Source organism: Burkholderia sp. SCN-KJ (genome assembly GCF_024656005.1).
Lineage (GTDB): Bacteria > Pseudomonadota > Gammaproteobacteria > Burkholderiales > Burkholderiaceae > Burkholderia.
Genome location: NZ_JANKOG010000014.1, coordinates 110,584 through 135,438, shown reverse-complemented (window position 1 = coordinate 135,438; position 24,855 = coordinate 110,584). Strand labels below are relative to the sequence as shown.

Genomic DNA, 24,855 nt, shown 5'->3' with positions numbered 1-24,855 from the left:
GTCGAAATCGAACGACGCCGCGTATCGCCGACCGTTTGAACGGCTCGCCGCGTGCGCGGCTCGACCTGCCGATGCATGCGTCGTCGCGCGCATCGCGCGATGCCGCTTCGGTGCGCCGGCAAGCATCGGCAATTCGCGATCGCGCACCATTCGGAAGTCGCATCGGGCCGTACGCGCATCGCGGACGATCCCGTTTTCGAACACGAATACCGTCGCGCGGATACGACGCTTGCCGCACGCCGCACCCTGTTTTCGACCGTGCATCGCATCCGGCCCCGTGCCGCGCGACGCGCGCCATCCCGACCCGCCCCACCACGCTCGCCGAGCGGGTACGTGCGGCCTGACTGCTGGCCGACGTGCCACGCCCAACTGGAGTAGACGACATGAAGAACGACCTGCCCGAACTGGCCCCGCAAACGGCGCCGTCGGTCGATGCGCTGACGTCGCTGCTGCGCGACCAGCGCGCGGCCTACCTGCGCGCGCCGTATCCGGAGTGGGACACCCGCGCGCAGCACCTGCGCGCGCTGCGCACGATGCTGATCGATCACGCGGATGCGCTCGCCGATGCGATCAGCGCCGACTTCGGGCATCGCGCGAAGCAGGAAGTGCTGCTGTCGGAAATCTGGATGGCGAAGGAAGAGATCGACGATGCGCTCAAGCACGGCAAGCGCTGGATGAAGCCCATCCGCAAGCCGATGAACAAGTGGCTGCGGCCGGCGCGCGCGAAGGTGCTGCCGCAGCCGCTCGGCGTGGTCGGCATCGTCGTGCCGTGGAACTATCCGATCCTGCTCGCGGCCGGGCCGCTGATCTGCGCGCTCGCGGCCGGCAACCGCGCGATCATCAAGATGTCCGAACTGACGCCGCGCACGTCGGCGCTGTTCGAGCAACTGATCGCGAAGGCCTTCTCGCGCGACCACGTCGCGGTCGTGAACGGCGATGCGGAGATCGGCGCCGCATTCAGCGCGCTGCCGTTCGATCACCTGCTGTTCACCGGGTCGACGCACGTCGGCCGCCATGTGATGCGCGCCGCGGCCGACAACCTCACCCCCGTCACGCTCGAACTCGGCGGCAAGTCGCCGGCGATCGTCGGTCCGAATGCGCGCTTCGATGCGGCCGTCGACGCGATCATCGGCGGCAAGACGCTGAACGCGGGCCAGACCTGCATCGCGCCCGACTACGTGCTGCTGCCGCGCGGAATGGAAGCCGCGTTCATCGAGCGGGCACGGGCGCGCTTCGCGAAGCTGTATCCGGACCTGTCGACCAACGGCGACTACACGACGATCGTGTCGCCGCGCCATTACGCCCGGCTGCAGCAGCTGGCGACCGACGCGCAGGCGGCAGGCGCGCAATTGCATCCGCTGTCGGACGCGCAGTCCGATCCCGCGTCACGCCGCTTCGTGCCGTGCGCGGTCACGCACGTGCCGGCCGCGTCGCAACTGATGCAGGAGGAAATCTTCGGGCCGTTGCTGCCGCTCGTGCCGTACGAGCGGCTGGACGAGGCGATCGCGTACGTGAACGCGCGGCCGCGGCCGCTCGCGCTGTACCTGTTCGACGAGGATGGCGGCACGGTCGAGCGCGTGATGCGCGAAACGATCTCGGGCGGCGTGACGGTGAACGACGCGCTGCTGCACATCGCGTGCGGCAGCCTGCCGTTCGGCGGCGTCGGCGCGAGCGGGATGGGCGCGTATCACGGCTACGACGGCTTCGTGACGTTCTCGAAGATGAAGCCCGTGCTCACGCAGGCGCGCCTGAATACCCGTGGGCTGATCGCACCGCCTTACGGCAGGCGCTTCGCCGCGGTCATCAGGATGATGCTGAAGTTCTGAGCGATGCGGGCCGCGGGCCACGCGCGCCGGCCCGCCCGCGAACGCCGCGCGGCGACGCTGCCGCGCGCGCCGTCGCACGTCACACGGGCCAGAGCGGCCCTTCCTGCATCGCGCCGATCTGCTCGCGCAGCTCGAGCACGCGTGCTTCCCAGTAGCGATGCGTGTTGAACCACGGGAACGCGGCCGGAAACGCCGGATCGTCCCAGCGGCGCGCCAGCCAGGCCGCGTAGTGGATCAAGCGCAGCGTGCGCAGCGCTTCGACCAGATGCAGCTCGCGCGGCTCGAATTCGCAGAAGTCCTCATAACCGGCGAGCAGGTCCGCGAGCGCGCGCGACGCGCCTTCGCGATCGCCCGGCAGCAGCAGCCACAGATCCTGGACGGCGGGCGCCATCCGGCTATCGTCGAAGTCGACGAAATGCGGGCCTGCGTCGGTCCACAACACGTTGCTCGGATGGCAGTCGCCGTGCGTACGCAACAGGCGAATCTCGCCCGCCCGCTCGAACGCGGCCTCGACGCCTTCGAGCGCGAGGTTCACCGCCGTCTCGTAGGCGGGCCGGACATCGTCGGGAAGAAAATCGTGCGCGAGCAGGTAGTCGCGCGGCTCGTAGCCGAACGTGCGGATGTCGAGCACCGGACGCGCGACATACGGCTCGGTCGCGCCGACCGCGTGAATCCGGCCGATGAAGCGGCCGAGCCATTCGAGCGTGTCGCTGCGGTCGAGATCGGGCGCGCGGCCGCCGCGCCGCTCGAAGATCGAGAAGCGGAAGCCGTCGAACGCGTGCAGCGTGCGGCCGTCGAACGCGCGCGCGGGCACCGCCGGAATCTCGCGCGCGGCGAGCTCGGCGACGAACGCGTGTTCTTCCAGGATCGCGTCGTCCGACCAGCGCGCGGGCCGGTAGAACTTCGCGACGACCGGCGGGCCGTCTTCGATGCCGACCTGGTAGACGCGGTTTTCGTAGCTGTTGAGGGCGAGCAGGCGCCCGTCGGTGCGCAGCCCGGACGGCATCAGCACGCTGTCGAGCGCGTCGAGCACGCACTCGGGCGTGAGGCCGGCGAACGGCGGGCCGGCAGGAGCTGCGGGGGCGGAAGTGTCGTCTGTCATGCCCCGCATTGTGCCGTCAGCCGCGCCGAAACACGAGCGCCCGGTGCGGCACGCGCGCTCAGTGGATCGCGGCGCCGGCCGGCAGCACGGATTCGCCGGTGTCGATCAGGTCCTCGAGAAAGAACGGCTCGGTGTTGAGTTCCTTCGACTCGCCCGGCACGCCCGCGTACCAGGTCACCATGGCCATGTCGCCCAGAACGCGCTGAACGATGCCGCGCGCGCCCTTCGGCACTGCGATATGGGTAGTGCAGACAATCGACCCGACATGCATGATGGTTCCCCACTCTTGAAACTTGAAACCCGGCTCGCTGGCGAGCCGGCAAATGCACGATCCGCGCCGCCCTCGTCGGGGTGTTGCGCGTGATCCCATTGTTCACGGTTTATCGAAGCGCGAAAAGAAGAAGAAGCAGGCGAAGTGCCGCGAATTCGTCGAATGTCTCCAATCAACCACTGCGCCGCGCGTGCGCTTGCACGGGCGGATACCCCCATCATACCCTGTCGAATGTGACCGTCCGCCGAATCCGGCCATACGCGCGGCACGCACGCGAATCGCACGACAGGCGTATCGTCTGCGCTTTGCCCGGTCGTGAAGAGACTTCACGTGAGCGCACCGAACGGAACCACGTCCGCGGCCTCGCGCCGCAATGCCGCGTCTTCCTGCCTCGAACGCGGCTCGCGCAGCTACTGGCGTGCGGCGCGCGGCGTGATGTCGTGGCGTCGTGGCGTCGTGGCGTCGTGGCGTCGTGGCGTCGTAGTGTGTCGCAGCGCCATAGCGTATGGCGATGCAGACGCGCCGCCGGTTGCGCTGCACGGCCGCCTTGCGTTACCTTTGACGTTCATTCGCGTTCAAGCGCATTTCGACACGATGCATCCGCTCACCTCCGCTCTCGCAAAATCCCGGCCGCAGTTCGACTCGCGGCCGCAGGCGTGCGCGCATCCGTCGGTCCTCCCTCCTCCTGTCGCACCGCCGCTCGTCGGCGCCGCGCCGCCCCCGCCGGCGGCACGCGTCGGCTGACCAGCCGGCTTCCGGTTTCCGTTTTCCATTTGCCCGTTTGGGCCGTTCGTGCGTGATCGCGCACGACGCGTTCCCGCACGCGCGACATGGAACGTTTCGATCCGTTCGACAGGTGGATTCACATGGTTTCGTTCAAACGCGCGCTCGCCGCGCATGGCGTGACGTCGCTCTTCGTCCTGCTGTGGAGCAGCGGCGCGATCTTCGCTGAACTCGGTCTGCATCACGCATCCGCGTTCGTCTTTCTCACCGCGCGATTCGCACTCGCGTCACTCGTGCTGCTCGCGCTGGCCGTCATGCGCGGACGCTGGCTGCCGCCGCGCGGCGAGCGCCGCATGGCCGCGCTGACCGGCCTGCTGATGATGGGCGGCTATTCGATCTTCTACCTGCTCGCGCTCGACCGCGGGATCGCGCCGGGCGTGCTCGCGACGATCCTCGGCGTGCAGCCGATCCTCACGCTCGCGATCGTCGAGCGGCGCTGGCAACCGATGCGGATCGCCGGGCTCGGGCTGTCGCTGGCCGGTCTCGCGCTCGTCGTGTGCCGCGGCGTGGGCGGTGCCGGCCTGCCGGTCATCGGCGTCGCCTGCGCGCTCACGGCGCTCGTCGCGCTGACCGCCGGCTCGCTGCTGCAAAAGCGCGTGCGCGCGGCGCCTGCCGACGTGCTGCCGCTGCAGAACGCGATCGGCCTCGTGCTGTGCGTGGCGATCCTGCCGTTCCGGCCGATGTCGCTCGAGATCGGCTGGGCGTTCGTCGTGCCGCTGCTGTGGCTCGGGATCGTGATCTCGGTGATCGCGCAGTTGCTGTTCTACCGGTTGATGCAGCGCGGCGATCTCGTCAACGTGACGAGCCTGTTCTATCTCGTGCCCGTCGTCACCACGCTGATGGACGCGGTCTGGCTCGGCCACCGGCCCGAACCGCTCGCGCTCGCCGGCATGGGGGCGATCGTCGGGGGCCTCGCGCTCGTGTTCCGCACGCCCGCCATTCGCGCGCGACCCGATCGCGCGTGAGCGGACGGGCCGCCGCACCCGCGGGTACAGCGGCCCGTATCGAACACGTACGACGTTTCCGCGCCAATCGAAAGGAACGGGAAAGACTGGCGCAAGGCATTCGTCCAATTCGCGGGAAAAATGCGGAATCCCCCCGGGTTTTCCGCATACTTTTAATGGTTCGGATAGCGAAAAACGCGGCGAGCTTGCCTATACTCGAACTGTCCGACCCGCTCGCAATCGCGAATCGGTCGGCCCAACAAGAGAAATGCCCGGCATGGGGCTGGAAGACGCGCATGCGCCTGTTCCGGCCGACTACGGAGACACGCATGACGACCTATTTCACGATCGGCGACTTCATCCTGTTGATTCCGATGGCGCTGGCCGGAGCGCTATTTCTCGGCGCGGTGCCGTGCGCAACCGAATTCCGCCACAACCTGCTGCGCGTGCTCGGCGTCATCCTCGGCGTCGGCGTTGCGGTATTGCTCGTCGAAGGCTTGCCTGCACTCCTCTAGCGACGCGCTGGCGCGCGGCGGTCACGTCGCTGCATTGCAGCGACGTGACGGCGTGTATCCGTGCGCGGCGATACGGCATGCAATGCTTCGCATCCCGTATCGACCGTCGTTGCAGCCGGTCAGATCGCCTGATCGGTGGACGGCTTTTCCCACAGATTGATGCCGCCCTCGATCGCATGGCGATCGATCTCCGCGAGTTCGTCGGCCGAGAATTCGAGATTCTTCAGCGCGCCGACGTTTTCACGCACCTGCTCCGCACGGCTCGCGCCGATCAGTGCGGACGTCACGCGGCCATTGCGCAACACCCACGCGAGCGCCATTTGCGCGAGGCTCTGCCCGCGCCGCTCGGCGATACCGTTGAGCTTGCGCACGTGCTCGAGGTTCTCCGCGCTCAGGTGAGCCTGCTTCAGCGAGCCGCCGCCCGGTTTGTTCACGCGTGCGTCGTCCGGCACGCCGTTCAGGTATTTCGACGTCAGCAGCCCCTGCGCGAGCGGCGTGAACGCGATGCTGCCCGTGCCGATCTCGTCGAGCGTGCCGAGCAGGTCCGGCTCGATCCAGCGGTTCAGCATGTTGTACGACGGCTGGTGGATCAGCAGCGGCACCTTGTATTGCGCGAGCAGTTCGGCCATCTCGCGCGTCTTCGCGGCCGAGTACGACGAGATGCCGATATACAGCGCCTTGCCCTGCTGCACGGCCGATGCGAGCGCGCCGGCGGTTTCCTCGAGCGGCGTGTGCGCGTCGAAGCGGTGCGAATAGAAGATGTCGACGTAGTCGAGGCCCATGCGCTGCAGGCTCTGGTCGAGGCTCGCGAGCACGTACTTGCGCGACCCGCCGCCGCTGCCGTACGGCCCCGGCCACATGTCCCAGCCGGCCTTCGTCGAGATCAGCAGCTCGTCGCGGTACGGCCGGAAATCTTCCTTCAGCAGCCGGCCGAAGTTGGTTTCGGCGCTGCCGTACGGCGGCCCGTAGTTGTTCGCGAGGTCGAAGTGATTGATGCCGAGGTCGAACGCCGTGCGCAGGATCTCGCGCTGCGTCGCGATCGGCGTCGAGTCGCCGAAGTTGTGCCACAGGCCGAGCGACAGGGCGGGCAGTTTGAGCCCGGATTTGCCGCAGGTGCGGTATTGCATGTCGGCATAACGTTCGGAAGCTGCTTCGTAGGCCATGAGTCGGTTCCGTCAGGACGTCGGGGAAGGGACGCGCGCCGCGCGCGAACATCGCGCGCCGGCGGCGAAGGAAACATACGACGGCTATGGTAGCGAACGTGGCCGATGCGCGCACGGCAATGGACGCGGCCGCGCGCGTCGCCTACACTGCGGCGTCTCGAATCACCGTTACAGCGAGGTTGGTATGTCCCGGGTCATCTCGGTTGCGCTGCTCGTCGGCGGCGTCGTGCTGCTGTATTTCGGCGGCCAGTCGTTCCATTCGATCAACGACAACGTGTCGCGCTTCTTCACCGGCTCGCCCGCCACGAAGACGATCCTGCTGATTGCCGGCGGCGCCGTCGCGATGCTGATCGGCCTGATCGGCCTCGCGATGCCGGCCAACAAGCGCTGATCACGCAGCCGCGCGACGCACGACGACGTGCCCGCCTCGCGCGAGCGGGCCGCACAAAACGCAACGGGCGGCCAGGCCGCCCGTTTCTTCATCCGCTCATGCGGCCGCCGCGCCGCATCGAATCATCGACGCGGCTGCAGCGCCGCCCGAACCGCTGCTAGAACTGCACTTCCGGCTTCGCCGCCGAACGCGTGCCCGGCATCGGCCGGTTGCTCACGCCGTGATACGTGTAGACGAGCGAGAACTTCACCTGGTCGGAGCGGTTCTGCCCGGCCGAATGCAGCGTGTTGCAGTGGAAGAACACGACGTCGCCCGTCTGGAGCGGCGGGCAGGTTGCCGCGTCGATCATCTTGCGGTTTTCCGGCAGATCGCTGCGGAAGAACTTCGCGTCGTCGAACGCTTCCGGCCCGAATTCGGCCGTGTGCGAGCCCGGCACCAGCCAGAGCGCCCCGTTTTCATTCGTTTCCGGGCCGAGCGCGAGCCACACCGACACCATGTCCGCGCGTTCGAACGACCAGTAGCGGAAGTCGCGATGCCAGCCCGTCAGGCTGCCGTACGCCGGGTGCTTCGTCATCATGCAGTTGTGATGCGCGCGCGACAGCACCGGCTGCTCGCCGAAGTACTCGCGCATCCACGCGCCGATTTCGGGCGCGATCGCGCGCTCGGCGAACGCCGGATCGCGCGTGTAGGCGTCCAGCAGCCGCCGCACCGTGTGCCCGCCCGGCGCATGCTTCGACTCGGGCGCGCCCGGGTAGCGCAAATCCGCCTCGAACTCGATCGGCTCCGCCGCTTCCTGCAACTGGCGCGCCGCGATCTGCTTGAGCGTCGCGCACTGCGCTTCGCCGACGAGGCCGCGCGCGACGACGAAGCCGCGTTCGCGCAATTCCGCGACTTGCGCGCGGATCGATTCCGACTGCAATGAAGACGACATGGGATGCCAGACGTTTATTGTGTGAATGTGACGATTGTAAATCGGCGCCGGATGCCGCGAACAGCGCCATTGTCGTACGCAGGGGCATGCCAATCGCCGATTTGATCTGGCTCAAGGGAACTGTGCGGCGCGGCGCGAGCCTCAGCGACAGGCGGTATGCGACGACACGCTTGCGGCACAAGGGTTTATCGCGACTTTTGCACGTCATGAAACCCCGGTAGCCTGTCGCGGCCTGTCAATTCTGGCGGGCGCGGCGCGCAACGACTTTCGGTAAGATCCGTTGCGCCATCCGAGGCCGTTCATACCAGTGCGCTCTTCAAGGGCGCCATCCATACAAGCGAAGCATCGTTCACATGCCATTCCGTCTGACTTCCCGTCTCAGCCGCGCTGCGAAGCGCGTCGTGCCGTCCGCTCCCGCCCGCCCACTGCGCCATCACCGCGCGCGCACGCAGGCGCTCGCCGAGCACACGCACGCACATAGCCGGCTGGACGGCATCCGCGCGTGGTTCCACGCGTTCTTCTCGATGATGAGCGCACAGGCGTTCGCCCGCCGCGCCGGCCTGCGCTCGCTGCTGCAGAAGCCGTCGTCGCTGCGCGCGCTCGCGCTGCGCCGCACGCTGGGCCCGCAGCGCCGCGTCAATCGCCCGCGCCGCCTCGCGGCCAGCAACGGCTGGTTCGGGTTCGGCGCACGCTGATCCACCCACGGAAGCCATTGCGGACGATGCCATCCGCAATGCGCAATTCCCCAAAGTTCAAGTGCACCCGCTGTTTTGCCGCTTCGATAGGTCAGTCAAAGTCGGTGCGTCGCACCGCCGCCCCGTCAGCATCTGTCTGGCATCGCCACTCCCTGTGGTTCAACGACAATTCGATGCCGTGTGCACTTGTCCCAAAACGCATTGGTCGCTTCCGGGGTCATTTCCTGCGCCTCGCACAATGCCACGAAACGCTCTCGAGGAAACGGTCCGCTGGCTAGCCCGTCGATAATCGCGTAGCCATTCGCGTTGAACTTGAATACAAAAAAATGCGCGGCATCAAAGAAGCTGCGATCCGCTTTTCGCTCGATCAAGTTTCGATTGATTTCGTACATATCAGCCTCCGGTCTAGCACCAGTAGTTCGTCAAGTCCTCATCGAGTCGTTGACCCACAAGCCTGTATAGCGCGGCCTCCGAACACGAAGCCGCCGCCACGTATTCGGCCAGCGAATCGGCCGAGATGTGATCGCGCAGCATGTCCAGCACCCACAAGTTGACCCGGCGCTCTACGTCGACAGAAGCATGACGCCTCGGATCGCTTGCCAGCGTACGTGTCGCGACGTGGCCTATTTCGTGCATGGTTGTGAAAAATCTCAGGGCGCCCTCCACCCTTTCGCTTACGACGATATGGCACTGACCGCCATGTTCATAAATGAGCGCATTTGCACCGATATCAGCACCAGCAACCGTCACGCTTGCTATTCCGTGTTGCGCCGCCGCATCGCGGACGACGCGCTCGAAGAATGCCGACTGCTTGCCTGCAACGAAAGTGCAATACTGCTCGGCCAGTGAGCCCTCCGATAAGGAACCGATTCGCTCCCCCCATTCGCCGGCAGCGAGTTCTCCGTCTGCGCCGATAACGAGCGGAGGGAGGCGCCTGGTGGGGCGAATCTCGCGGCCGGTTCGGACATCATGGGTAGGGCAAGCAATCCAGTCGCCACCGCCTTTGCCGTCCATGAAGGCCGACGCGACTTGCAACACCTGACGCTTCATCTCGGGCGTGAGCGGCTTAAATGTGGCGCAAGACTCCGATGATTCATAAAAGGCCAGCTTGACGCGGGCGATGCCCAGCCGCCGTGCGTATTCGAACAACGCCATCGCTTCGCCCCTGTTTTGTTCGTGCAAGCACAAGGCGAGGTTGACCTTCAGTCCAGCCGCGCGCAATCGGACGATCGCGTCGCCAACCTCATTGAAACTCCCGGCACCGCGGATAGCGTCGTTCGACCGTGCGGTTGCACCGTCGAGACTGACCTGGACGCTCGGAATGCCATGTCTGCAAAGGGTTTCAACATGCTCGTCCGTGACCCCAGCGCCGGTCAGGCCGACCAGCGGCAACAGGCCGGCGGTTCGCGCATGTTCGACGATCAGATCAAAATCCCGGTGAAGAAGCGGTTCGCCGCCCGACAGTACAAGCATGTACGCCCGATGTTCACGCGCCTCGTCGATGATCGCCAGGCACTGCTCAAGCGGCAACTCGTAACGACCAATCTTGTCGTTTTCCACGAGAAAACAGTGCCTGCACCGCGATTGGCAGCGATATGTGATGTAGAGGCTAATCGTTTGAGGAAGAAACGGGGGCAATACGTGCGTCATCGACATCACCTCGAAAAAGTGAAATCAAACCAATCAGGACCGCGGCAGACGCGCTCAACATGACGAACGCGCTCGCGAATCCGATCCGTTGCGCGATCATCCCGCTGCCCCACAAGAACACCGCTGTGCACACTGCTCGGACCAGTGATGCCGCCGACAGAATCGTGGTTCGGTTGATTGTCCCTGCGGGCAAGCAGCGGTTGATCAAGTAGGCGGTATATGACGGATACATGCCTCGGACGGTCTGGTGACAAGCAATCGAGAACAACACCCATTCCAACGAAGCGAAGGCATTCGGCACGGCGACCACGCAAGCCGCCGCCGCGAACAGGAGAATCAAGACCGTCGACGGGACGCGGGACAACAACGCGGATTTCCGTATGTGGCTGAACGTGTAGGCTGCCGCTGAAGAAAACCCGTACATCGCGGCGAATATCCAACCGATCGCCTCGACATCTGCTCCGCCCGCTTGCAGCAACGGCTGATAGAAATTGAAGCCAGCCCGCAGACAGGCGAACGTGACAGCCGCTACGAGAATGGCTCCCAGCAAAGCGCGGGATGACACACTGATAACAATGCCGTCTCTCGCGATTTCGACAAGCCCGGGCCGACGCGATCGGTGCTCGTACACCGGTTCACGAATCCATAGCGCAAACGACAATGTCAATGCCGCGAGAACGCCCATGTCGAGATACATCGGGAATGCGAGGGAGCGCGACGCGAGCCAGCCACCGACTACCGAAGCCGCTCCGCCGCACAACAAAGACACGCTCGTGGCACGAGCATTGACGGTGTGAAAGTCTGCATCTCGGCCGCACGCGGCGAACGCGTCAAACATCATTCCCTGAAATGCCCCGTTCGCTAGTGCACCTCCGCATGCGAACAGAAATGCGATCAGCCACGGCGATACCCGATGCCCGTAGCGAACCAGGCAAAACATCGCGGCGAGATACACGACGTTGCCGGTCACCAGCGCGAACTTTCTGCCATACCGATCGGCAAACACGCCTGTCGGAATCTCGAGCAACCACAAAAATACGAAAATCAACGAAATGATCGAGCTGTATTGGGCGAACGTGAATCCGGCGTAGGACGTGTAAAAAAACACCAGAACGGGCGCCGAGAATGCTTCGAGAGCGAGGCATGCCTGCAGATAGCAAAGGCGCCGCCAGCGCTTCAATTCATCGACCATCACGATTCCGATGTAAAAAGATTGCGCGAGTAAGCGTTGAATGCGACATGGCAACCGTGTTGATGAACGTCATCGAACGATCTGATTGTCGGTGTGCGCTTCCCCTGAGCTTGCCCACGCCACCGCCGGAACAAGGAGTCACCTCGCCACATCGTGTCTATATCTGCAGGCGACCGGATGGCTTGCTCGGTCCTGTCCTCTTCGACGAGCATGTCGCACGCCGAAACGGTGAGATCGCTATTGATGATCATCGACGTCGTGCCCGCACCGCATCCGAAAGTCGCATCCGAGGAAGACCGATTCGGCGAGATGCGTACACGTTTTACGAATGCGCCCCCTTCGACATCAAGCCCCGGAAACCGGGATGAGTGATGCAAGATGGCGTCCGCAATTTCTCGACACACGTCGGGTGAAAGGAAGTGTTGCCGAGCCAGCAATCGACCGGTTCCAATAGGGATAAAGGCATTCAACTTGATACCGGTTACGCCCATGGCCGCCGCCAGTTCGAACATGCCTTCAAGCCGACGATAATTGACTCCGGTCAGCGTAAACGCGAGATGAATACGCGCACCTGCGTCGACCAGCGCCCGAATCCCCCGGACGGCGCGCGCAAATGTCTTGGGACCGCGAATGGCGTCGTTTTCCTCCGCCACGGGGCTTTCGAGGCTGACCTGATACTGCACGCCACCTGCATCGACCAATTCGTGCGCCTTCTCGGCATCGATCAATGTCGCATTGGTCGCGATTTTCGACCGCATTCCGTGTGAAGTGATTCGCCTGACAATTTCAGCCAGATCACTTCTCGCAACCGGCTCCCCTCCTATTAATACAATCCCAAAAACGCCTCGAGCGCCGAGATAATCAATAATAGGCACAATCTCGTTAAATTCGGGAGAACGTTGATAGTCCGTCAAATAGCAATGCGTGCAACGCAGATTGCATCGCTGCGTGATATACCATTTAACGAACAGCGGAAAATCCATTGCCTCGATCTTTTTCATGACAGGCCCTCATCCCCGGCGGGAGTGGGAGTGCAGCTCCACTCCCGCCTGTTGCCGATCTCTACTCGTGTCAGCCGAGCACGCTGGAACTGCTCAAGCAGCCCTCGACATTGATAGCGGTGAAGTCAGCTGGCTCGCCGGGCACGGCGATATCGATGTTGTACTCGGAGCGGGGCATTTCGACCGTCACATTTTCATTACTCGATTGAATCGACTCCATTGCTTTCTCCATTAAATAAAGATTGTCATTTACAGACAGATCGAATACGACTCGATTCGACCCGCCACTTGAAAAACTACTTCTCGACAACCGGATCGTCAACGTCAACAAACGTCAACATTTGTAACCATTTAGAGATAAAGAAATAGATCGCACAGTATGGAATCGGTCAATGTCGACTCGACCCACAAATGACACGATTGAAAATTGAAGCGGAATTGAATACTTGAATTCTCCGCGCGTCGGCACACCGCTCGCCGGCCATCGCCGCAGGCATGCTCTACCGGCACGGCGAAACGGTCCCGCGCAGTTCGTCTGTAGAGCCGAAAACAACACGGCCCGAAAAGCGGCGGCGGGAAGATGGCTGGACCGGCGGACGAATCAAGACACCCCGTAAAACGACCACGATGGCCGCTTTGAGCAGGGAAAAAGAAAATGCCCCGGAAGTCTGGGACTTACGGGGCATTATTGGCCGCGACCGCTATTGATACTTCACGGGCCCGACCGGAATGTTGCCGGGCCTACGCCCGACGATGGCAGGACGACGCTTATGCGACGCGTGCCGTCGGCTCCACGCCAGCCGCTTCGGCCAGCGCGAGTGCCTTGTCGGTTGCTTCCCACGAGAATTCCGGCTCGTCGCGGCCGAAGTGGCCGTAAGCGGCCGTCTTCTCGTAGATCGGGCGCAGCAGGTCGAGCATCTTGATGATGCCCTTCGGACGCAGGTCGAAATGCTCGCGCACGAGCTTCGTGATCACCGCATCCGACACGCGGCCCGTGCCGAACGTGTTGACCATCACCGAGGTCGGCTCGGCAACGCCGATCGCGTACGACACCTGGATCAGCGCGCGCGATGCGAGGCCTGCCGCGACGATGTTCTTCGCGACGTAACGGCCGGCATACGCCGCCGAACGGTCGACCTTCGACGGATCCTTGCCCGAGAACGCGCCGCCGCCGTGCGGTGCGGCACCGCCGTAGGTATCGACGATGATCTTGCGACCCGTCAGGCCGCAGTCGCCCTGCGGGCCACCGATCACGAACCGGCCGGTCGGGTTCACCAGGAACTTGATGTCGCCCTTGATCAGGTCGGCCGGCAGCGTCGGCTTGATGATTTCCTCGATCACGGCTTCGCGCAGCGCCGGCAGTTCGATGTCCGGTGCGTGCTGCGTCGACAGCACGACGGTGTCGATCGAATCGGGCTTGCCGTCGACGTAGCGGACCGTGACCTGCGACTTCGCGTCCGGGCGCAGCCACTGCAGGCGGCCGTCGCGGCGCAGGCTGGCCTGGCGCTCGACGAGACGGTGCGACAGGTAGATCGGCAGCGGCATCAGTTCCGGCGTTTCGTCGCATGCGTAACCGAACATCAGGCCCTGGTCGCCCGCGCCTTGATCGAGGTTGTCGTCATGCGCGCGGTCGACGCCTTGCGCGATGTCCGGCGACTGCTTGTCGTACGCGACGAGCACCGCGCAACCCTTGTAGTCGATGCCGTAGTCGGTGTTGTCGTAGCCGATGCGCTTGATGGTGTCGCGCGCGATCTGGATGTAGTCGATGTTGGCCGTCGTGGTGATTTCACCGGCCAGCACGACGAGACCCGTGTTGCACAGCGTTTCGGCCGCAACGCGGGAGTATTTGTCCTGCTCGAGGATGGCGTCGAGAATCGCGTCCGAGATTTGGTCCGCGACCTTGTCCGGATGGCCTTCGGAGACGGATTCGGACGTGAAGAGATAATCGTTTGCCACTTTTTCAGGCTCCTGTGTGGTTACGGTTGGTTTCACGTAGCCAGCTTCGTTGGGCCTGAAGCGGCGACGCTTTAGCGGATTACCAGGACCGGGCAGCGCGCTTCGCGCCAGCCGGCTTCGCCCCGCAAGTTGTCAGTTAACTCGGCGAAGCCCGTATTATAGCGGCTTTCGTGAATTGTCACAGAGCGCCACACGTGCTGCATCGTCCGCTGTCCTACCCCCCTGTTCGCAACGCGCCGGCCAGCCGGCCCCACGGAGATTCCGCATGCTAGGCCGCCTCGGCACGCACCTCGCCATCGGCTTGCTGAAGCTGCTCGCCCTGCTGCCGTACGGCCTGACCGCACGGTTCGGCGACGGCCTCGGCTGGCTGCTGTACCAGATTCCCAGCCGGCGAAAGCGCATCGTACATACCAATCTGAAACTCTGCTTCCCCGACTGGAGCGACGAGCGGCGCGAGGAAGTGGCGGGCCGGCATTTCCGCCACGCGATCCGCAGCTACGTCGAGCGCAGCGTCCAGTGGTTCGGCTCCGAGCGCAAGCTCGCGAAACTGATCCAGGTCGACAGCGCGGTCGATCTCACCGATCCCGATCTGCCCCCGACGCTGTTCCTGGGCCTGCATTTCGTCGGCATCGAAGCCGGCTCGATCTGGCTGAACCGTTCGCTGCAGCGCCGTTGCGGATCGCTGTACCAGCCGTTCTCGAATGCGATACTCGAGGAAGAAGCGAAGAAGGCGCGCGGGCGTTTCGACGCCGAGATGGTCGGCCGCGCGGACAGCGCGCGCGTCGTGCTGCGCTGGCTGCGCGACCGCAAGCCGGTGATGCTCGGCGCCGACATGGACTACGGGCTGCGCAATTCGACGTTCGTACCCTTCTTCGGCGTGCCCGCGTGCACGCTGACGGCCGTCGGCCGGCTCGCGAAGACGGGCCGCGCGCAGGTCGTGCCGTTCATCGGCGAAGTGCTGCCGAACTACCAGGGTTACCGGCTGAAGGTGTTCAAGCCGTGGGATCACTACCCGACCGGCGACGACGATCTCGACGCGCGGCGGATGAACGCATTCCTCGAAGAGCAGATTCCGCTGATGCCCGAGCAGTATTACTGGGTGCACAAGCGCTTCAAGACGCGTCCGCCCGGCGAGCCGAGCCTCTACTGAGTCGAACCGCGGGCGCGTCGTCAGAGACGCGCCTGCACCCTCGCCACCTTCGGCGCGCCTTTCGCGCGCGCCTGCCAGAGATCGTAGGCCGACTGCTGCGCCAGCCACAGATCCGCCTTCCCGCCGTTTTCCTCGCCCAGCCACGCTTCGAGACGCAGCGCCATTTCAGGCGAGATGCCGGCATGGCCGTGCAGGATGCGCGACAGCGCCGCGCGTGTGACGCCGAGCTGCGCGGCGGCTTCGGTGACGGTCAGGCCGAGCGCCGGCAAGACGTCGTCGCGCAGCGCCTCGCCCGGATGGGGCGGATTGAAGATGCGAGTCATGGCGTTGAATGACCTCAGTGATAGTCTTGATAGTTGACCAGGACGACATCCGGGCCCTCGAATCTGAACGTCAGGCGCCAGTTGACGCTCACGCTCACCGAGTAGTAACCCTCCAGCCCGCCGGCGAGGCCATGCAGGCGCCAGCCGGGTACGTTCATGTCGAACAGCTGGCTCGCCATGTCGAGACGGGCAAGCTGGCGCCGCAACCTCGGGGCATGATCCGGCCGGATGCCAGCCTTGCTCCCGTTCGTGAAAAACGCTTCCAGCCCCTTGTGCTGCCATGACTTGATCATGGGCCTCCCACACTCGAGTGCGATTCGACGGCATGGCCCACATGGCGTATAGCCAGACTATACGAATCGCCTGATTGATTTGTCAATTTGACCGGTACGAAAACGCGCACGCGGCGAAATCCCGTGCGCTGGCAACGGCGGGACGCATACCGCCGGATTCACCTGTCCCGACAACGCTCGCCACGTCGCACCACCTCAATCTGCCGACTCGGTGCCCACGCGACCAGTCAGCCGATCGGCCGGCATCGCCGCGCTGCGCCGCCCGAACGACGCCCGGCACCACGCCCGCGCAGGACGCCCCTGTCGGCTGCATGTATCATTTGCGGTTGAGATCAGCACGACGAACGACGCCGCCCGGCATGGCGGCACGCCGCGTCCGTCGTGCCGGCCGCCCTGTTCGCCATGGAATTCCGGACCCAGTGAAACTCTCGTTCACCAAGATGCACGGCGCGGGCAACGACTTCGTCGTGCTCGACAGCTATTCGCGCGCGTTGCCGCCGCTCACCGAGGCGCAGGTGCGCGCGCTCGCCAACCGACACTTCGGCATCGGCGCCGACCAGTTGCTGCTCGTCGAGAAACCGACCGTCGACGGCGCGGATTTCAAGTACCGGATCTTCAATTGCGACGGCGGCGAAGTCGAACACTGCGGCAACGGCGCGCGCTGCTTCGTGAAGTTCGTCAGCGACCGCGGGCTGACCGACAAGCGCAGCGTGCGCGTGCAGGTGATGAAGGGCCTGATCACGCTGACGATGCAGGACAACGGTGAAGTCGTCGTCGACATGGGCGCGCCCGTGTTTGCGCCGGCGGAGGTGCCGTTCGACGCTGCGGGCCTCGACGGCCGGACGGAAGGCAACGACACGCTGTGGCCGCTCGACGTCGGCGGCCACACGCGCTGGATCTCGACGGTGTCGATGGGCAACCCGCACGCGGTGCAGGTCGTCGACGACGTCGAAGCGTATCCCGTGCTCGACGAAGGCCCGCTGATCGAGCGCCACGCCCGCTTCCCGCAGCGCGTGAACGCCGGCTTCATGCAGATCGTGTCGCGCAGCGAGGTGAAGCTGCGCGTGTACGAACGCGGCGCGGGCGAGACGCTCGCATGCGGCACCGGCGCGTGCGCGGCGGTGGCGGCCGGCATCCGGCGCGGCCTGCTCGATTCGCCGGTGACCGTGCACACGCATGGCGGCACGCTGACGATCGGCTGGGGCGGCGCGCGCGACGAAGCCGCCGCGCTGATGATGTCCGGACCCGCCACGACCGTGTTCGAAGGCGAGATCGACCTGAACGTCTGACCCTTCAACGTCCCGATAACCGAAGAACGCTCCAGCCACATGAACGATCGCGAAGTCGCCGACTACCTGCTCGCCAATCCCGAATTCTTCGCGCAACACGCGGAATTGCTCGCGACGATCCGTCTCGCGAACCCGCACGGCAAGGCCGCGATCTCGCTGCAGGAGCGGCAGATGGAGATGCTGCGCGACAAGAACAAGCATCTCGAGCGCCGGCTCGCCGAACTCGTGCGCTACGGCCACGAGAACGACAGCCTGTCCGCGAAGTTCAGCCGCTGGACCGCGCGCGTGATCGCTGAACGCGACCCGTACGCGCTGCCGCGCACGATCGCCGAAGGCATCGCCGACGTGTTCGACGTGCCGCAGACCGCGCTGCGCGTGTGGGACGTCGCCGACACCTACGCGCAGGCCGATTTCGCGCGCCAGGTCGGCGAGGAGGTGCGCCTCTTCACGAACGGGCTGTCGACGCCGTACTGCGGCGCGAACACCGGATTCGAAGCGGCCCAGTGGCTCGCGCCCGCGCTCGCGGCGCCGGCCGCGAATGCGGCGGAAGGCGCCGAAGCCGCGCCGGCCGGCGACGGCGCGGCCACGTCGGTCGCGCTGCTCGCGCTGCGCGCGCCGCTCGGCGGCACCGATGCGCCCGCGTTCGGCCTGCTCGTGCTCGGCTCGCCCGATCCGCGCCGCTTCCACGACGGGATGGCGACCGACTTCCTCGCGCAGATCGCGACGCTCGCGAGCGCCGCGCTCACGCGCCTGCTGCCGCATTGAGATCGCTCCCGCGATGACCGACGATCCGATCGCCGCCTACCTGTCGAACCTGAAACACGTCAGGCAGCTGTCGGAACACACGCTGCGTGCGTACACGCACGAACTCGACGAACTGAAGAAACTCGCCGCCGGCCGCCCGCTCGACGCGCTGACGGCCGCCGACATGCGCGGCGCGGTCGTGCGCGCGCACGCGGGCGGCTTGTCCGCTCGCTCGATCTCGCACCGGCTTTCCGCATGGCGTGCGTTCTATCGCTGGCTCGCGCAGCGCGTCGAGCTGCCCGCGAATCCGGTTGCCGGGGTGCGCGCGCCCAAACGCGAGAAATCGCTGCCCAAGGCGCTGTCGGTCGACGATGCGGTCGCACTCATGGATACGCCGCTCGCCGGCACGACCGAAGGCATCCGCGATCACGCGATCCTCGAGCTGTTCTATTCGTCCGGGCTGCGCCTCGCGGAGCTGGTCGGGCTCGACGTCATGTACACGCAGGCCGACGGCTACCGCTCGGCCGGCTGGCTCGATCTCGCCGAAGCCGAAGTCACCGTGCGCGGCAAGGGCAACAAGGAACGCAAGGTGCCGGTCGGCCGCAAGGCGATCGAGGCGCTGAACGCGTGGCTCGCAGTGCGCGGCGAATTCGTGAAGCACGATCCGCATCCGCTGTTCGTGTCCGTGCGCGGCAACCGGATGGCGCCGGGCGTCGTGCGCGACCGCGTGAAGCGCGCGGCGCTGGCCGCGGGCATCCCCGCCAACGTCCACCCGCACGTGCTGCGCCATTCGTTCGCGACGCACGTGCTGCAGTCGAGCGGCGACCTGCGCGCGGTGCAGGAGCTGCTGGGCCACGCGAGCGTCGCCGCGACGCAGGTCTACACGTCGCTCGACTTCCAGCATCTCGCGAAAATTTACGACAGCGCGCATCCGCGCGCGAAGAAGCGCGACTGACGCGCGTCCCGCCCTACCCGCCGCGCGCGGCGGCCGGCAACGGCCGGCGCCGTCCGCGGCCCCAATCGATCCGATCATGCAAACCGTCACACTCAGACCGTCCAAGGAAAAATCGCTGCTGCGCCGGCACCCGTGGATCTACGCCAATGCGATCGACCGCGTCGACGGCACGCCCGCACCCGGCGCGACCGTGGTCGTGCGCGCGCACGACGGCCGCTTCCTCGCGCGCGGCGCGTACAGCCCGCAGTCGCAGATCCGCGTGCGCGTGTGGAGCTTCGACGAGAACGAGCCGATCGATCACGCCTTCTTCAAGCGCCGCGTGCAGCGCGCGGTCGCGCACCGCACGACGATGGTGTCGGGCACGGGCGCGGTGCGGCTCGTGTTCGGCGAAGCCGACGGGCTGCCGGGGCTGATCGTCGACTACTACATCGCGGACACGGCCGAGCCGGGCGCCGCGCCGCGCGGCCAGCTCGTGTGCCAGTTCATGGCCGCGGGCGTCGAGGCATGGAAGGATGCGATCGTCGCGGCGCTCAGCGGCGCGACCGGCTGCCCGAACGTGTACGAACGCTCGGACGTGTCGATCCGCGACAAGGAAGGGCTCGCGCAGACCACCGGCGTGCTCGCCGGCGACGCACCGCCCGCGACGCTGATCGCGAACGAAAACGGCGTGCGTTATCACGTCGACGTGCCGAACGGCCACAAGACCGGCTTCTACGTCGACCAGCGCGACAACCGCGCGCTCGTCGCGCAATACGCGGACGGCCGCGACGTACTGAACTGCTTCTGCTACACGGGCGGCTTCTCGCTCGCGGCGCTCAAGGGCGGCGCGAAACGCGTCGTGTCGATCGACTCGTCGGGCGACGCGCTCGCGCTCGCGCAGCAGAACGTCGTCGCGAACGGTTTCGATCCCGACCGCGCGACCTGGCTCGACGCGGACGCGTTCAAGACGCTGCGCCGCCTCGTCGACGAAGGCGAGCGCTTCGACCTGATCGTGCTCGATCCGCCGAAGTTCGCGCCGACCCGCGACAGCGTCGATCGCGCGTCGCGCGCCTACAAGGACATCAACCTGAGCGGCTTCAAGCTGCTGCGTCCGGGCGGCCTGCTGTTCACGTACTCGTGCTCGGGCGCGATCGACATGGACCTGTTCCAGAAGATCGTCGCGGGCGCGGCCGCCGACGCGAAGGTCGACGCGCGCATCCTGAAGCGGCTCGGCGCGGGCGTCGATCACCCGCTGCTCGCCGCGTTCCCGGAAGGCGAATATCTGAAGGGGCTGCTGTTGCAAATCGTCTGATCGCCCCGATCTAGACGCACACCCGTTCGCCGGCCGTTCGTGCGCTGGCGGAGCCGCGCTCTCGCCTGTCGTCCGGACGACGGGCGAGGGCTTGACAGGTATGTTTCAATGGATGGTTGTGCGCCCCGGCTCGCGAGTCGACGGCGCAACGCACACATCCTGGTTTTGACCCCGATTCACGAACCACAGGCGACCGACATGGCCACTCCCGTCACCATCCTCACCGGCTTCCTCGGCAGCGGCAAGACGACGCTGCTCAAGCGCATCCTGAACGAACAGCACGGCATGAAGATCGCCGTGATCGAGAACGAGTTCGGCGAAGAGAACATCGACAACGAGATCCTCGTCCAGGACACGAACGAGCAGATCATCCAGATGAGCAACGGCTGCATCTGCTGCACGATCCGCGGCGACCTCGCCCGCGCGCTCGGCGATCTGGCCGCGAAGAAGCGCGAAGGCAAGCTCGACTTCGACCGCATCGTGATCGAGACGACCGGTCTCGCGAACCCGGGCCCCGTCGCACAGACCTTCTTCATCGACAGCGAGATCGCCGACGATTTCCTGCTCGACGCGGTCATCACGCTGGTCGACGCGAAGCATGCGAACGCGCAGCTCGACGAACACGAAGTGGTGCAGCGCCAGGTCGGCTTCGCCGATCGCCTGTTCATCACGAAGTCGGACCTCGTCGACGACCAGGCCGTCGCGGCGCTCAAGCACCGCCTGATGCACATGAACCCGAAGGCGACGATCAAGGTCGTGAATTTCGGCGAAGCCGACATCAAGGAAATCTTCGACCTGCGCGGCTTCAATCTGAACGCGAAGCTCGAGATCGACCCCGACTTCCTCGCCGAGGACGACCACGCGCACCATCACCACGATCACGACCATGATCACGATCACGCGGATTGCGACCACGATCACGGTCAATGCGCGCACGATCACGACCACGGCCATCACCATCACGCGCACCACGACGACAAGATCAAGTCGTTCGTGTACCGCAACGATCGCCCGTTCGACCCGAACAAGCTGGAGGATTTCCTCGGCGGCATCCTGCAGATTTATGGGGAACGGATGTTGCGCTACAAGGGCGTGCTGTACATGAAGGGCGTCGACCGCAAGGTCGTGTTCCAGGGCGTGCACCAGATGATGGGCAGCGACCTCGCCGCGAAGTGGCTGCCGGTCGAGAAGAAGACCAACAAGATGGTGTTCATCGGCGTCGACCTGCCGCAGGACCTGATCACCGACGGCCTCGACGCCTGCCTCGCCTGAGCGGTCGGGCCGGCGTCGCAGGCCTTCCGTGCGGCCGCCTTCGCGGGCGGCCGCGGCGCTTGCGGGGTGCCGTTTCCGGGCAGGGTTTCGCCGTCATCGCTTTTTCGCGATTTGCGCGTTATATTTTCTAGATATTGGCGCAGCCGACGGGGATCGACCCGATACGGCGCCCGCTTGCGATTCAGTTACAATACGTGCCCGCTGGAGTACGGCAATAACAGGCCCGGTTCTTGCAGAACCAATACCCGGGCATCGCAACCGCGCCGGATCGCCCATCCGCCACCCGGCCGCGGCCGATGCGATCTGCCGCGCAGTACCGGTTCGCCGCGCGCGCAAATCCGCGCCAGGCCTGTCCTGGTATTTGAGAACCGGTTTTCCAGAGGCTTTCGGCCCCGCGGCGGCAAATCGCAAATGATTGCAAGCGGCAGTTGCGGGTAATCCCAAAGTGCAGGCACTATCTCCTGATTTGCCGCACATTGAAGAAGCAAGCAGATGACGAAGAAACTCTTGACCGAAGCCGAAATCCTGAAGATGAGCGACAAGGATTACATGAATGAGGATCAGCTCGCCTTCTTCAAAAATCGGCTCGAACAGTTGCAGGCGGACATCCTCAAGAACGCAGGCCAGACGACCGAGAACCTGCGCGAGACGGTGATCGTCCCCGATCCCGCCGACCGCGCGACGATCGAGGAAGAGCACGCGCTCGAGCTGCGCACGCGCGATCGCGAACGCAAGCTCCTCAAGAAGGTTCAGCAGTCGCTCGCCCGCATCGATTCCGGCGACTACGGCTGGTGCGAGGAAACCGGCGAACCGATCGGCATCCCGCGCCTGCTCGCGCGTCCGACGGCCACGCTGTCGCTCGAGGCGCAAGAGCGCCGCGAGCTGCGCCAGAAGCTGTTCGGCGACTGATCGAGCGGCGTTCCGCTCCGACACGCTGCTTCCCGAAAGCGCGCGGCCTGCCGCGCGCTTTTTGTTTTTCCGGCACCGGTTCCCGGCCCGCCGGCCGATTTGCGTCCCCCTCTTGATATCCCGGCGCCCGCCCTAAAATGAAACGGACGCGCGCCGGGCCGCTCTCCGGCGCACTGCGGATTCACGCGGCGGCGCGTCGCGCCGCCCGACTCTTCCCCGTTTTTCTCAAGGAACGCAGATGGAGCAATTTCACGGCACGACCATCGTTTCGGTCCGGCGCGGCGACAAGGTCGCGCTCGGCGGCGACGGCCAGGTAACCCTCGGCAACATCGTCATGAAGGGTGGCGCGCGGAAAGTGCGGCGGATCTACAACAACCAGGTACTGGTCGGATTCGCGGGCGGCACCGCCGATGCGTTCTCGCTGCTCGATCGCTTCGAGGCGAAGCTCGAGAAGCACCAGGGCAACCTGACCCGCGCGGCCGTCGAGCTCGCGAAGGACTGGCGCACCGACCGGATGCTGCGCCGCCTCGAGGCGATGCTGATCACGGCCGATGCGACCACCACGCTCGTGATCACCGGCAACGGCGACGTGCTCGACCCGGAGGGCGGCATCTGCGCGATCGGTTCGGGCGGCGCCTATGCGCAGGCCGCGGCCCGCGCGCTCGCGGAGAACACCGAGCTGTCGCCGCGCGAGATCGTCGAGAAGTCGCTCGAGATCGCCGGCGACATGTGCATCTACACGAACCACAACCGCATCATCGAAACGATCGAGTAAGGACCGCCCCATGAGCACCATGACCCCTGCCGAGATCGTCTCGGAACTCGACAAGCACATCATCGGCCAGGCCAACGCGAAGAAGGCCGTCGCGGTCGCGCTGCGCAACCGCTGGCGCCGCCAGCAGGTCGCCGACCCGCTGCGCCAGGAAATCACGCCGAAGAACATCCTGATGATCGGGCCGACGGGCGTCGGCAAGACCGAAATCGCACGACGCCTCGCGAAGCTCGCCGACGCGCCGTTCATCAAGATCGAAGCGACCAAGTTCACCGAAGTCGGCTACGTCGGCCGCGACGTCGACAGCATCGTGCGCGACCTGATCGAGATCTCGGTCAAGCAGACGCGCGAATCCGAGATGCGCAAGGTGCGCAGCAAGGCCACCGACCAGGCGGAAGACCGCATCCTCGACATCCTGCTGCCGCAGCCGCGCGCGGTGGGCTTCGGCGGCAATGCCGACCACGCGAACGACGACAACAACGCGACGCGCCAGACCTTCCGCAAGCGCCTGCGCGAAGGCCAGCTCGACGACAAGGAAGTCGAGCTCGACCTCGAGCAGCCGTCGACCGGCATGGACATCATGGCGCCGCCGGGGATGGAAGAGATGACCGAGCAGATCCGCTCGATGTTCTCGAACCTCGGCAGCGGCAAGAAGCAGCGCCGCAAGGTGAAGATCAAGGAAGCGCTGAAGCTGCTGACCGACGAGGAAGCGGCCAAGATGCTCAACGACGAGGAAGTGAAGACGAAGGCCGTGCAGAACGTCGAGCAGAACGGCATCGTGTTCCTCGACGAGATCGACAAGATCACGTCGCGCAACAACGAAGGCAGCGGCGGCGAAGTGTCGCGCCAGGGCGTGCAGCGCGACCTGCTGCCGCTCGTCGAGGGCACGACGGTCAACACGAAGTACGGGATGGTGAAGACCGATCACATCCTGTTCATCGCGAGCGGCGCATTCCACCTCGCGAAGCCGAGCGACCTGATTCCCGAACTGCAGGGCCGCTTCCCGATCCGCGTCGAGCTCGACTCGCTGTCGGTGAAGGATTTCGAGGCGATCCTCGTCGCGACCGATGCCAGCCTCGTCAAGCAATACCAGGCGCTGCTCGCCACCGAAGACGTGCAGCTCGAGTTCGCCGAAGACGGCATCCGCCGCCTGGCCGAGATCGCGTACTCGGTCAACGAGAAGACCGAGAACATCGGTGCGCGCCGGCTGTACACGGTGATCGAGAAGCTGCTCGAGGAAGTGTCGTTCTCGGCCGGCAACCACGCCGGCGAGCGCGTGACGATCGACGCGCAGTATGTCGACCGTGCGCTCGGCGAAGTGTCGCAGGACGAAGACCTGTCGCGCTACGTGCTGTAACGCGCGCGGCGGCGAATGCAAAACGGGCGGCTCCTTCGGGGCCGCCCGTTTTCGTTAGGGCGGCCGGCCGCTGCCGCCGC

26 protein-coding genes are annotated in these 24,855 nt (G+C 65.2%); 14 read left to right on the top strand and 12 right to left on the bottom strand.

The features are described 5' to 3' along the window. Nucleotides 1-383: 383 nt before the first annotated feature. Nucleotides 384-1,826 (top strand): coniferyl aldehyde dehydrogenase, encoded by a 1,443-nt coding sequence (locus tag NQV17_RS22905; RefSeq protein ID WP_257773990.1) that lies wholly within the window; start codon nucleotides 384-386, stop codon nucleotides 1,824-1,826. 79 nt (nucleotides 1,827-1,905) lie between these two features. Here NQV17_RS22905 and NQV17_RS22900 read toward each other — a convergent pair whose 3' ends face one another. Next, nucleotides 1,906-2,937, bottom strand: coding sequence for a serine/threonine protein kinase (locus tag NQV17_RS22900; protein ID WP_257773989.1), 1,032 nt, complete (start codon nucleotides 2,935-2,937; stop codon nucleotides 1,906-1,908). Nucleotides 2,938-2,986: 49 nt separating this feature from the next. Next, nucleotides 2,987-3,199, bottom strand: a complete 213-nt coding sequence (locus tag NQV17_RS22895; RefSeq protein ID WP_011886311.1) for a hypothetical protein — start codon at nucleotides 3,197-3,199, stop codon at nucleotides 2,987-2,989. A gap of 866 nt (nucleotides 3,200-4,065) precedes the next feature. On the opposite strand from NQV17_RS22895, the gene NQV17_RS22890 reads away from it, so the two are divergent. Both NQV17_RS22890 and NQV17_RS22885 read left to right on the top strand, forming a co-directional pair. Then, complete coding sequence (locus tag NQV17_RS22890) at nucleotides 4,066-4,947, top strand: DMT family transporter (protein WP_257773988.1); 882 nt, start codon at nucleotides 4,066-4,068, stop codon at nucleotides 4,945-4,947. Between the two features lie 308 nt (nucleotides 4,948-5,255). Further along, nucleotides 5,256-5,441: a hypothetical protein gene (locus NQV17_RS22885; protein ID WP_014895742.1), complete on the top strand. Its 186-nt coding sequence runs from the start codon at nucleotides 5,256-5,258 to the stop codon at nucleotides 5,439-5,441. Between the two features lie 119 nt (nucleotides 5,442-5,560). Here NQV17_RS22885 and mgrA read toward each other — a convergent pair whose 3' ends face one another. Then, nucleotides 5,561-6,604: an L-glyceraldehyde 3-phosphate reductase gene (mgrA, locus tag NQV17_RS22880; protein ID WP_257773987.1), complete on the bottom strand. Its 1,044-nt coding sequence runs from the start codon at nucleotides 6,602-6,604 to the stop codon at nucleotides 5,561-5,563. A gap of 184 nt (nucleotides 6,605-6,788) precedes the next feature. On the opposite strand from mgrA, the gene NQV17_RS22875 reads away from it, so the two are divergent. Then, nucleotides 6,789-6,995 (top strand): DUF3185 family protein, encoded by a 207-nt coding sequence (locus NQV17_RS22875; protein WP_044847854.1) that lies wholly within the window; start codon nucleotides 6,789-6,791, stop codon nucleotides 6,993-6,995. Between the two features lie 157 nt (nucleotides 6,996-7,152). Here the strand turns inward: NQV17_RS22875 and NQV17_RS22870 are convergent, their stop codons facing one another. Continuing rightward, the gene (locus NQV17_RS22870) at nucleotides 7,153-7,926 is read right to left on the bottom strand and encodes a phytanoyl-CoA dioxygenase family protein (RefSeq protein ID WP_257773986.1); all 774 of its coding nucleotides are present in this window, start codon (nucleotides 7,924-7,926) and stop codon (nucleotides 7,153-7,155) included. A gap of 353 nt (nucleotides 7,927-8,279) precedes the next feature. On the opposite strand from NQV17_RS22870, the gene NQV17_RS22865 reads away from it, so the two are divergent. Continuing rightward, nucleotides 8,280-8,621, top strand: a complete 342-nt coding sequence (locus NQV17_RS22865; protein ID WP_044847852.1) for a hypothetical protein — start codon at nucleotides 8,280-8,282, stop codon at nucleotides 8,619-8,621. A 125-nt stretch (nucleotides 8,622-8,746) separates the two neighbouring features. Here the strand turns inward: NQV17_RS22865 and NQV17_RS22860 are convergent, their stop codons facing one another. The 6 genes from NQV17_RS22860 to metK form a co-directional block, all read right to left on the bottom strand. Continuing rightward, nucleotides 8,747-9,013: a hypothetical protein gene (locus tag NQV17_RS22860; RefSeq protein ID WP_257773985.1), complete on the bottom strand. Its 267-nt coding sequence runs from the start codon at nucleotides 9,011-9,013 to the stop codon at nucleotides 8,747-8,749. Between the two features lie 13 nt (nucleotides 9,014-9,026). Continuing rightward, nucleotides 9,027-10,271: a radical SAM protein gene (locus NQV17_RS22855; protein WP_257773984.1), complete on the bottom strand. Its 1,245-nt coding sequence runs from the start codon at nucleotides 10,269-10,271 to the stop codon at nucleotides 9,027-9,029. Continuing rightward, complete coding sequence (locus NQV17_RS22850) at nucleotides 10,231-11,463, bottom strand: MFS transporter (RefSeq protein WP_257773983.1); 1,233 nt, start codon at nucleotides 11,461-11,463, stop codon at nucleotides 10,231-10,233. Before NQV17_RS22850 ends, NQV17_RS22855 begins: the two co-directional genes overlap by 41 nt. After that, nucleotides 11,463-12,464, bottom strand: coding sequence for a radical SAM protein (locus NQV17_RS22845; protein WP_257773982.1), 1,002 nt, complete (start codon nucleotides 12,462-12,464; stop codon nucleotides 11,463-11,465). Before NQV17_RS22845 ends, NQV17_RS22850 begins: the two co-directional genes overlap by 1 nt. A 70-nt stretch (nucleotides 12,465-12,534) precedes the next feature. After that, the gene (locus NQV17_RS22840) at nucleotides 12,535-12,684 is read right to left on the bottom strand and encodes a hypothetical protein (protein WP_257773981.1); all 150 of its coding nucleotides are present in this window, start codon (nucleotides 12,682-12,684) and stop codon (nucleotides 12,535-12,537) included. Nucleotides 12,685-13,232: 548 nt separating this feature from the next. Next, nucleotides 13,233-14,420: a methionine adenosyltransferase gene (gene metK / locus NQV17_RS22835; RefSeq protein ID WP_044847851.1), complete on the bottom strand. Its 1,188-nt coding sequence runs from the start codon at nucleotides 14,418-14,420 to the stop codon at nucleotides 13,233-13,235. A gap of 265 nt (nucleotides 14,421-14,685) precedes the next feature. On the opposite strand from metK, the gene lpxL reads away from it, so the two are divergent. Beyond that, a complete protein-coding gene (gene lpxL / locus NQV17_RS22830; RefSeq protein ID WP_257773980.1) occupies nucleotides 14,686-15,570 on the top strand; it encodes a lauroyl acyltransferase LpxL in 885 nt (294 codons plus the stop codon). Nucleotides 15,571-15,590: 20 nt separating this feature from the next. Here the strand turns inward: lpxL and NQV17_RS22825 are convergent, their stop codons facing one another. Next, nucleotides 15,591-15,893, bottom strand: a complete 303-nt coding sequence (locus NQV17_RS22825) for a HigA family addiction module antitoxin (protein ID WP_257773979.1) — start codon at nucleotides 15,891-15,893, stop codon at nucleotides 15,591-15,593. A gap of 14 nt (nucleotides 15,894-15,907) precedes the next feature. After that, nucleotides 15,908-16,186, bottom strand: a complete 279-nt coding sequence (locus NQV17_RS22820) for a type II toxin-antitoxin system RelE/ParE family toxin (protein ID WP_257773978.1) — start codon at nucleotides 16,184-16,186, stop codon at nucleotides 15,908-15,910. A 419-nt stretch (nucleotides 16,187-16,605) separates the two neighbouring features. Here NQV17_RS22820 and dapF point away from each other — a divergent pair, with 419 nt between their 5' ends. From dapF to hslU, 8 genes are all read left to right on the top strand, one after another. Beyond that, entirely contained in the window at nucleotides 16,606-17,475 is an 870-nt protein-coding gene (gene dapF, locus NQV17_RS22815) for a diaminopimelate epimerase (RefSeq protein ID WP_124486686.1), read from the top strand. Nucleotides 17,476-17,514: 39 nt separating this feature from the next. Continuing rightward, on the top strand, nucleotides 17,515-18,240 hold the full coding sequence (locus NQV17_RS22810; protein ID WP_124486687.1) for a DUF484 family protein: 726 nt from the start codon (nucleotides 17,515-17,517) through the stop codon (nucleotides 18,238-18,240). 13 nt (nucleotides 18,241-18,253) lie between these two features. After that, on the top strand, nucleotides 18,254-19,174 hold the full coding sequence (gene xerC / locus NQV17_RS22805) for a tyrosine recombinase XerC (RefSeq protein WP_257773977.1): 921 nt from the start codon (nucleotides 18,254-18,256) through the stop codon (nucleotides 19,172-19,174). A 76-nt stretch (nucleotides 19,175-19,250) separates the two neighbouring features. After that, on the top strand, nucleotides 19,251-20,465 hold the full coding sequence (locus NQV17_RS22800; protein ID WP_124520553.1) for a class I SAM-dependent rRNA methyltransferase: 1,215 nt from the start codon (nucleotides 19,251-19,253) through the stop codon (nucleotides 20,463-20,465). A gap of 198 nt (nucleotides 20,466-20,663) precedes the next feature. Continuing rightward, nucleotides 20,664-21,737 carry a GTP-binding protein gene (locus tag NQV17_RS22795; protein WP_124486689.1) on the top strand — a complete coding sequence of 358 codons (1,074 nt, stop codon included), beginning with the start codon at nucleotides 20,664-20,666 and terminating at the stop codon, nucleotides 21,735-21,737. A gap of 492 nt (nucleotides 21,738-22,229) precedes the next feature. Then, nucleotides 22,230-22,646 (top strand): RNA polymerase-binding protein DksA, encoded by a 417-nt coding sequence (gene dksA / locus NQV17_RS22790; protein ID WP_006477498.1) that lies wholly within the window; start codon nucleotides 22,230-22,232, stop codon nucleotides 22,644-22,646. A gap of 238 nt (nucleotides 22,647-22,884) precedes the next feature. Next, nucleotides 22,885-23,421, top strand: a complete 537-nt coding sequence (gene hslV, locus NQV17_RS22785) for an ATP-dependent protease subunit HslV (RefSeq protein ID WP_006760749.1) — start codon at nucleotides 22,885-22,887, stop codon at nucleotides 23,419-23,421. A gap of 10 nt (nucleotides 23,422-23,431) precedes the next feature. After that, nucleotides 23,432-24,775: an ATP-dependent protease ATPase subunit HslU gene (gene hslU / locus NQV17_RS22780; RefSeq protein WP_257773976.1), complete on the top strand. Its 1,344-nt coding sequence runs from the start codon at nucleotides 23,432-23,434 to the stop codon at nucleotides 24,773-24,775. Nucleotides 24,776-24,855: the final 80 nt, after the last annotated feature.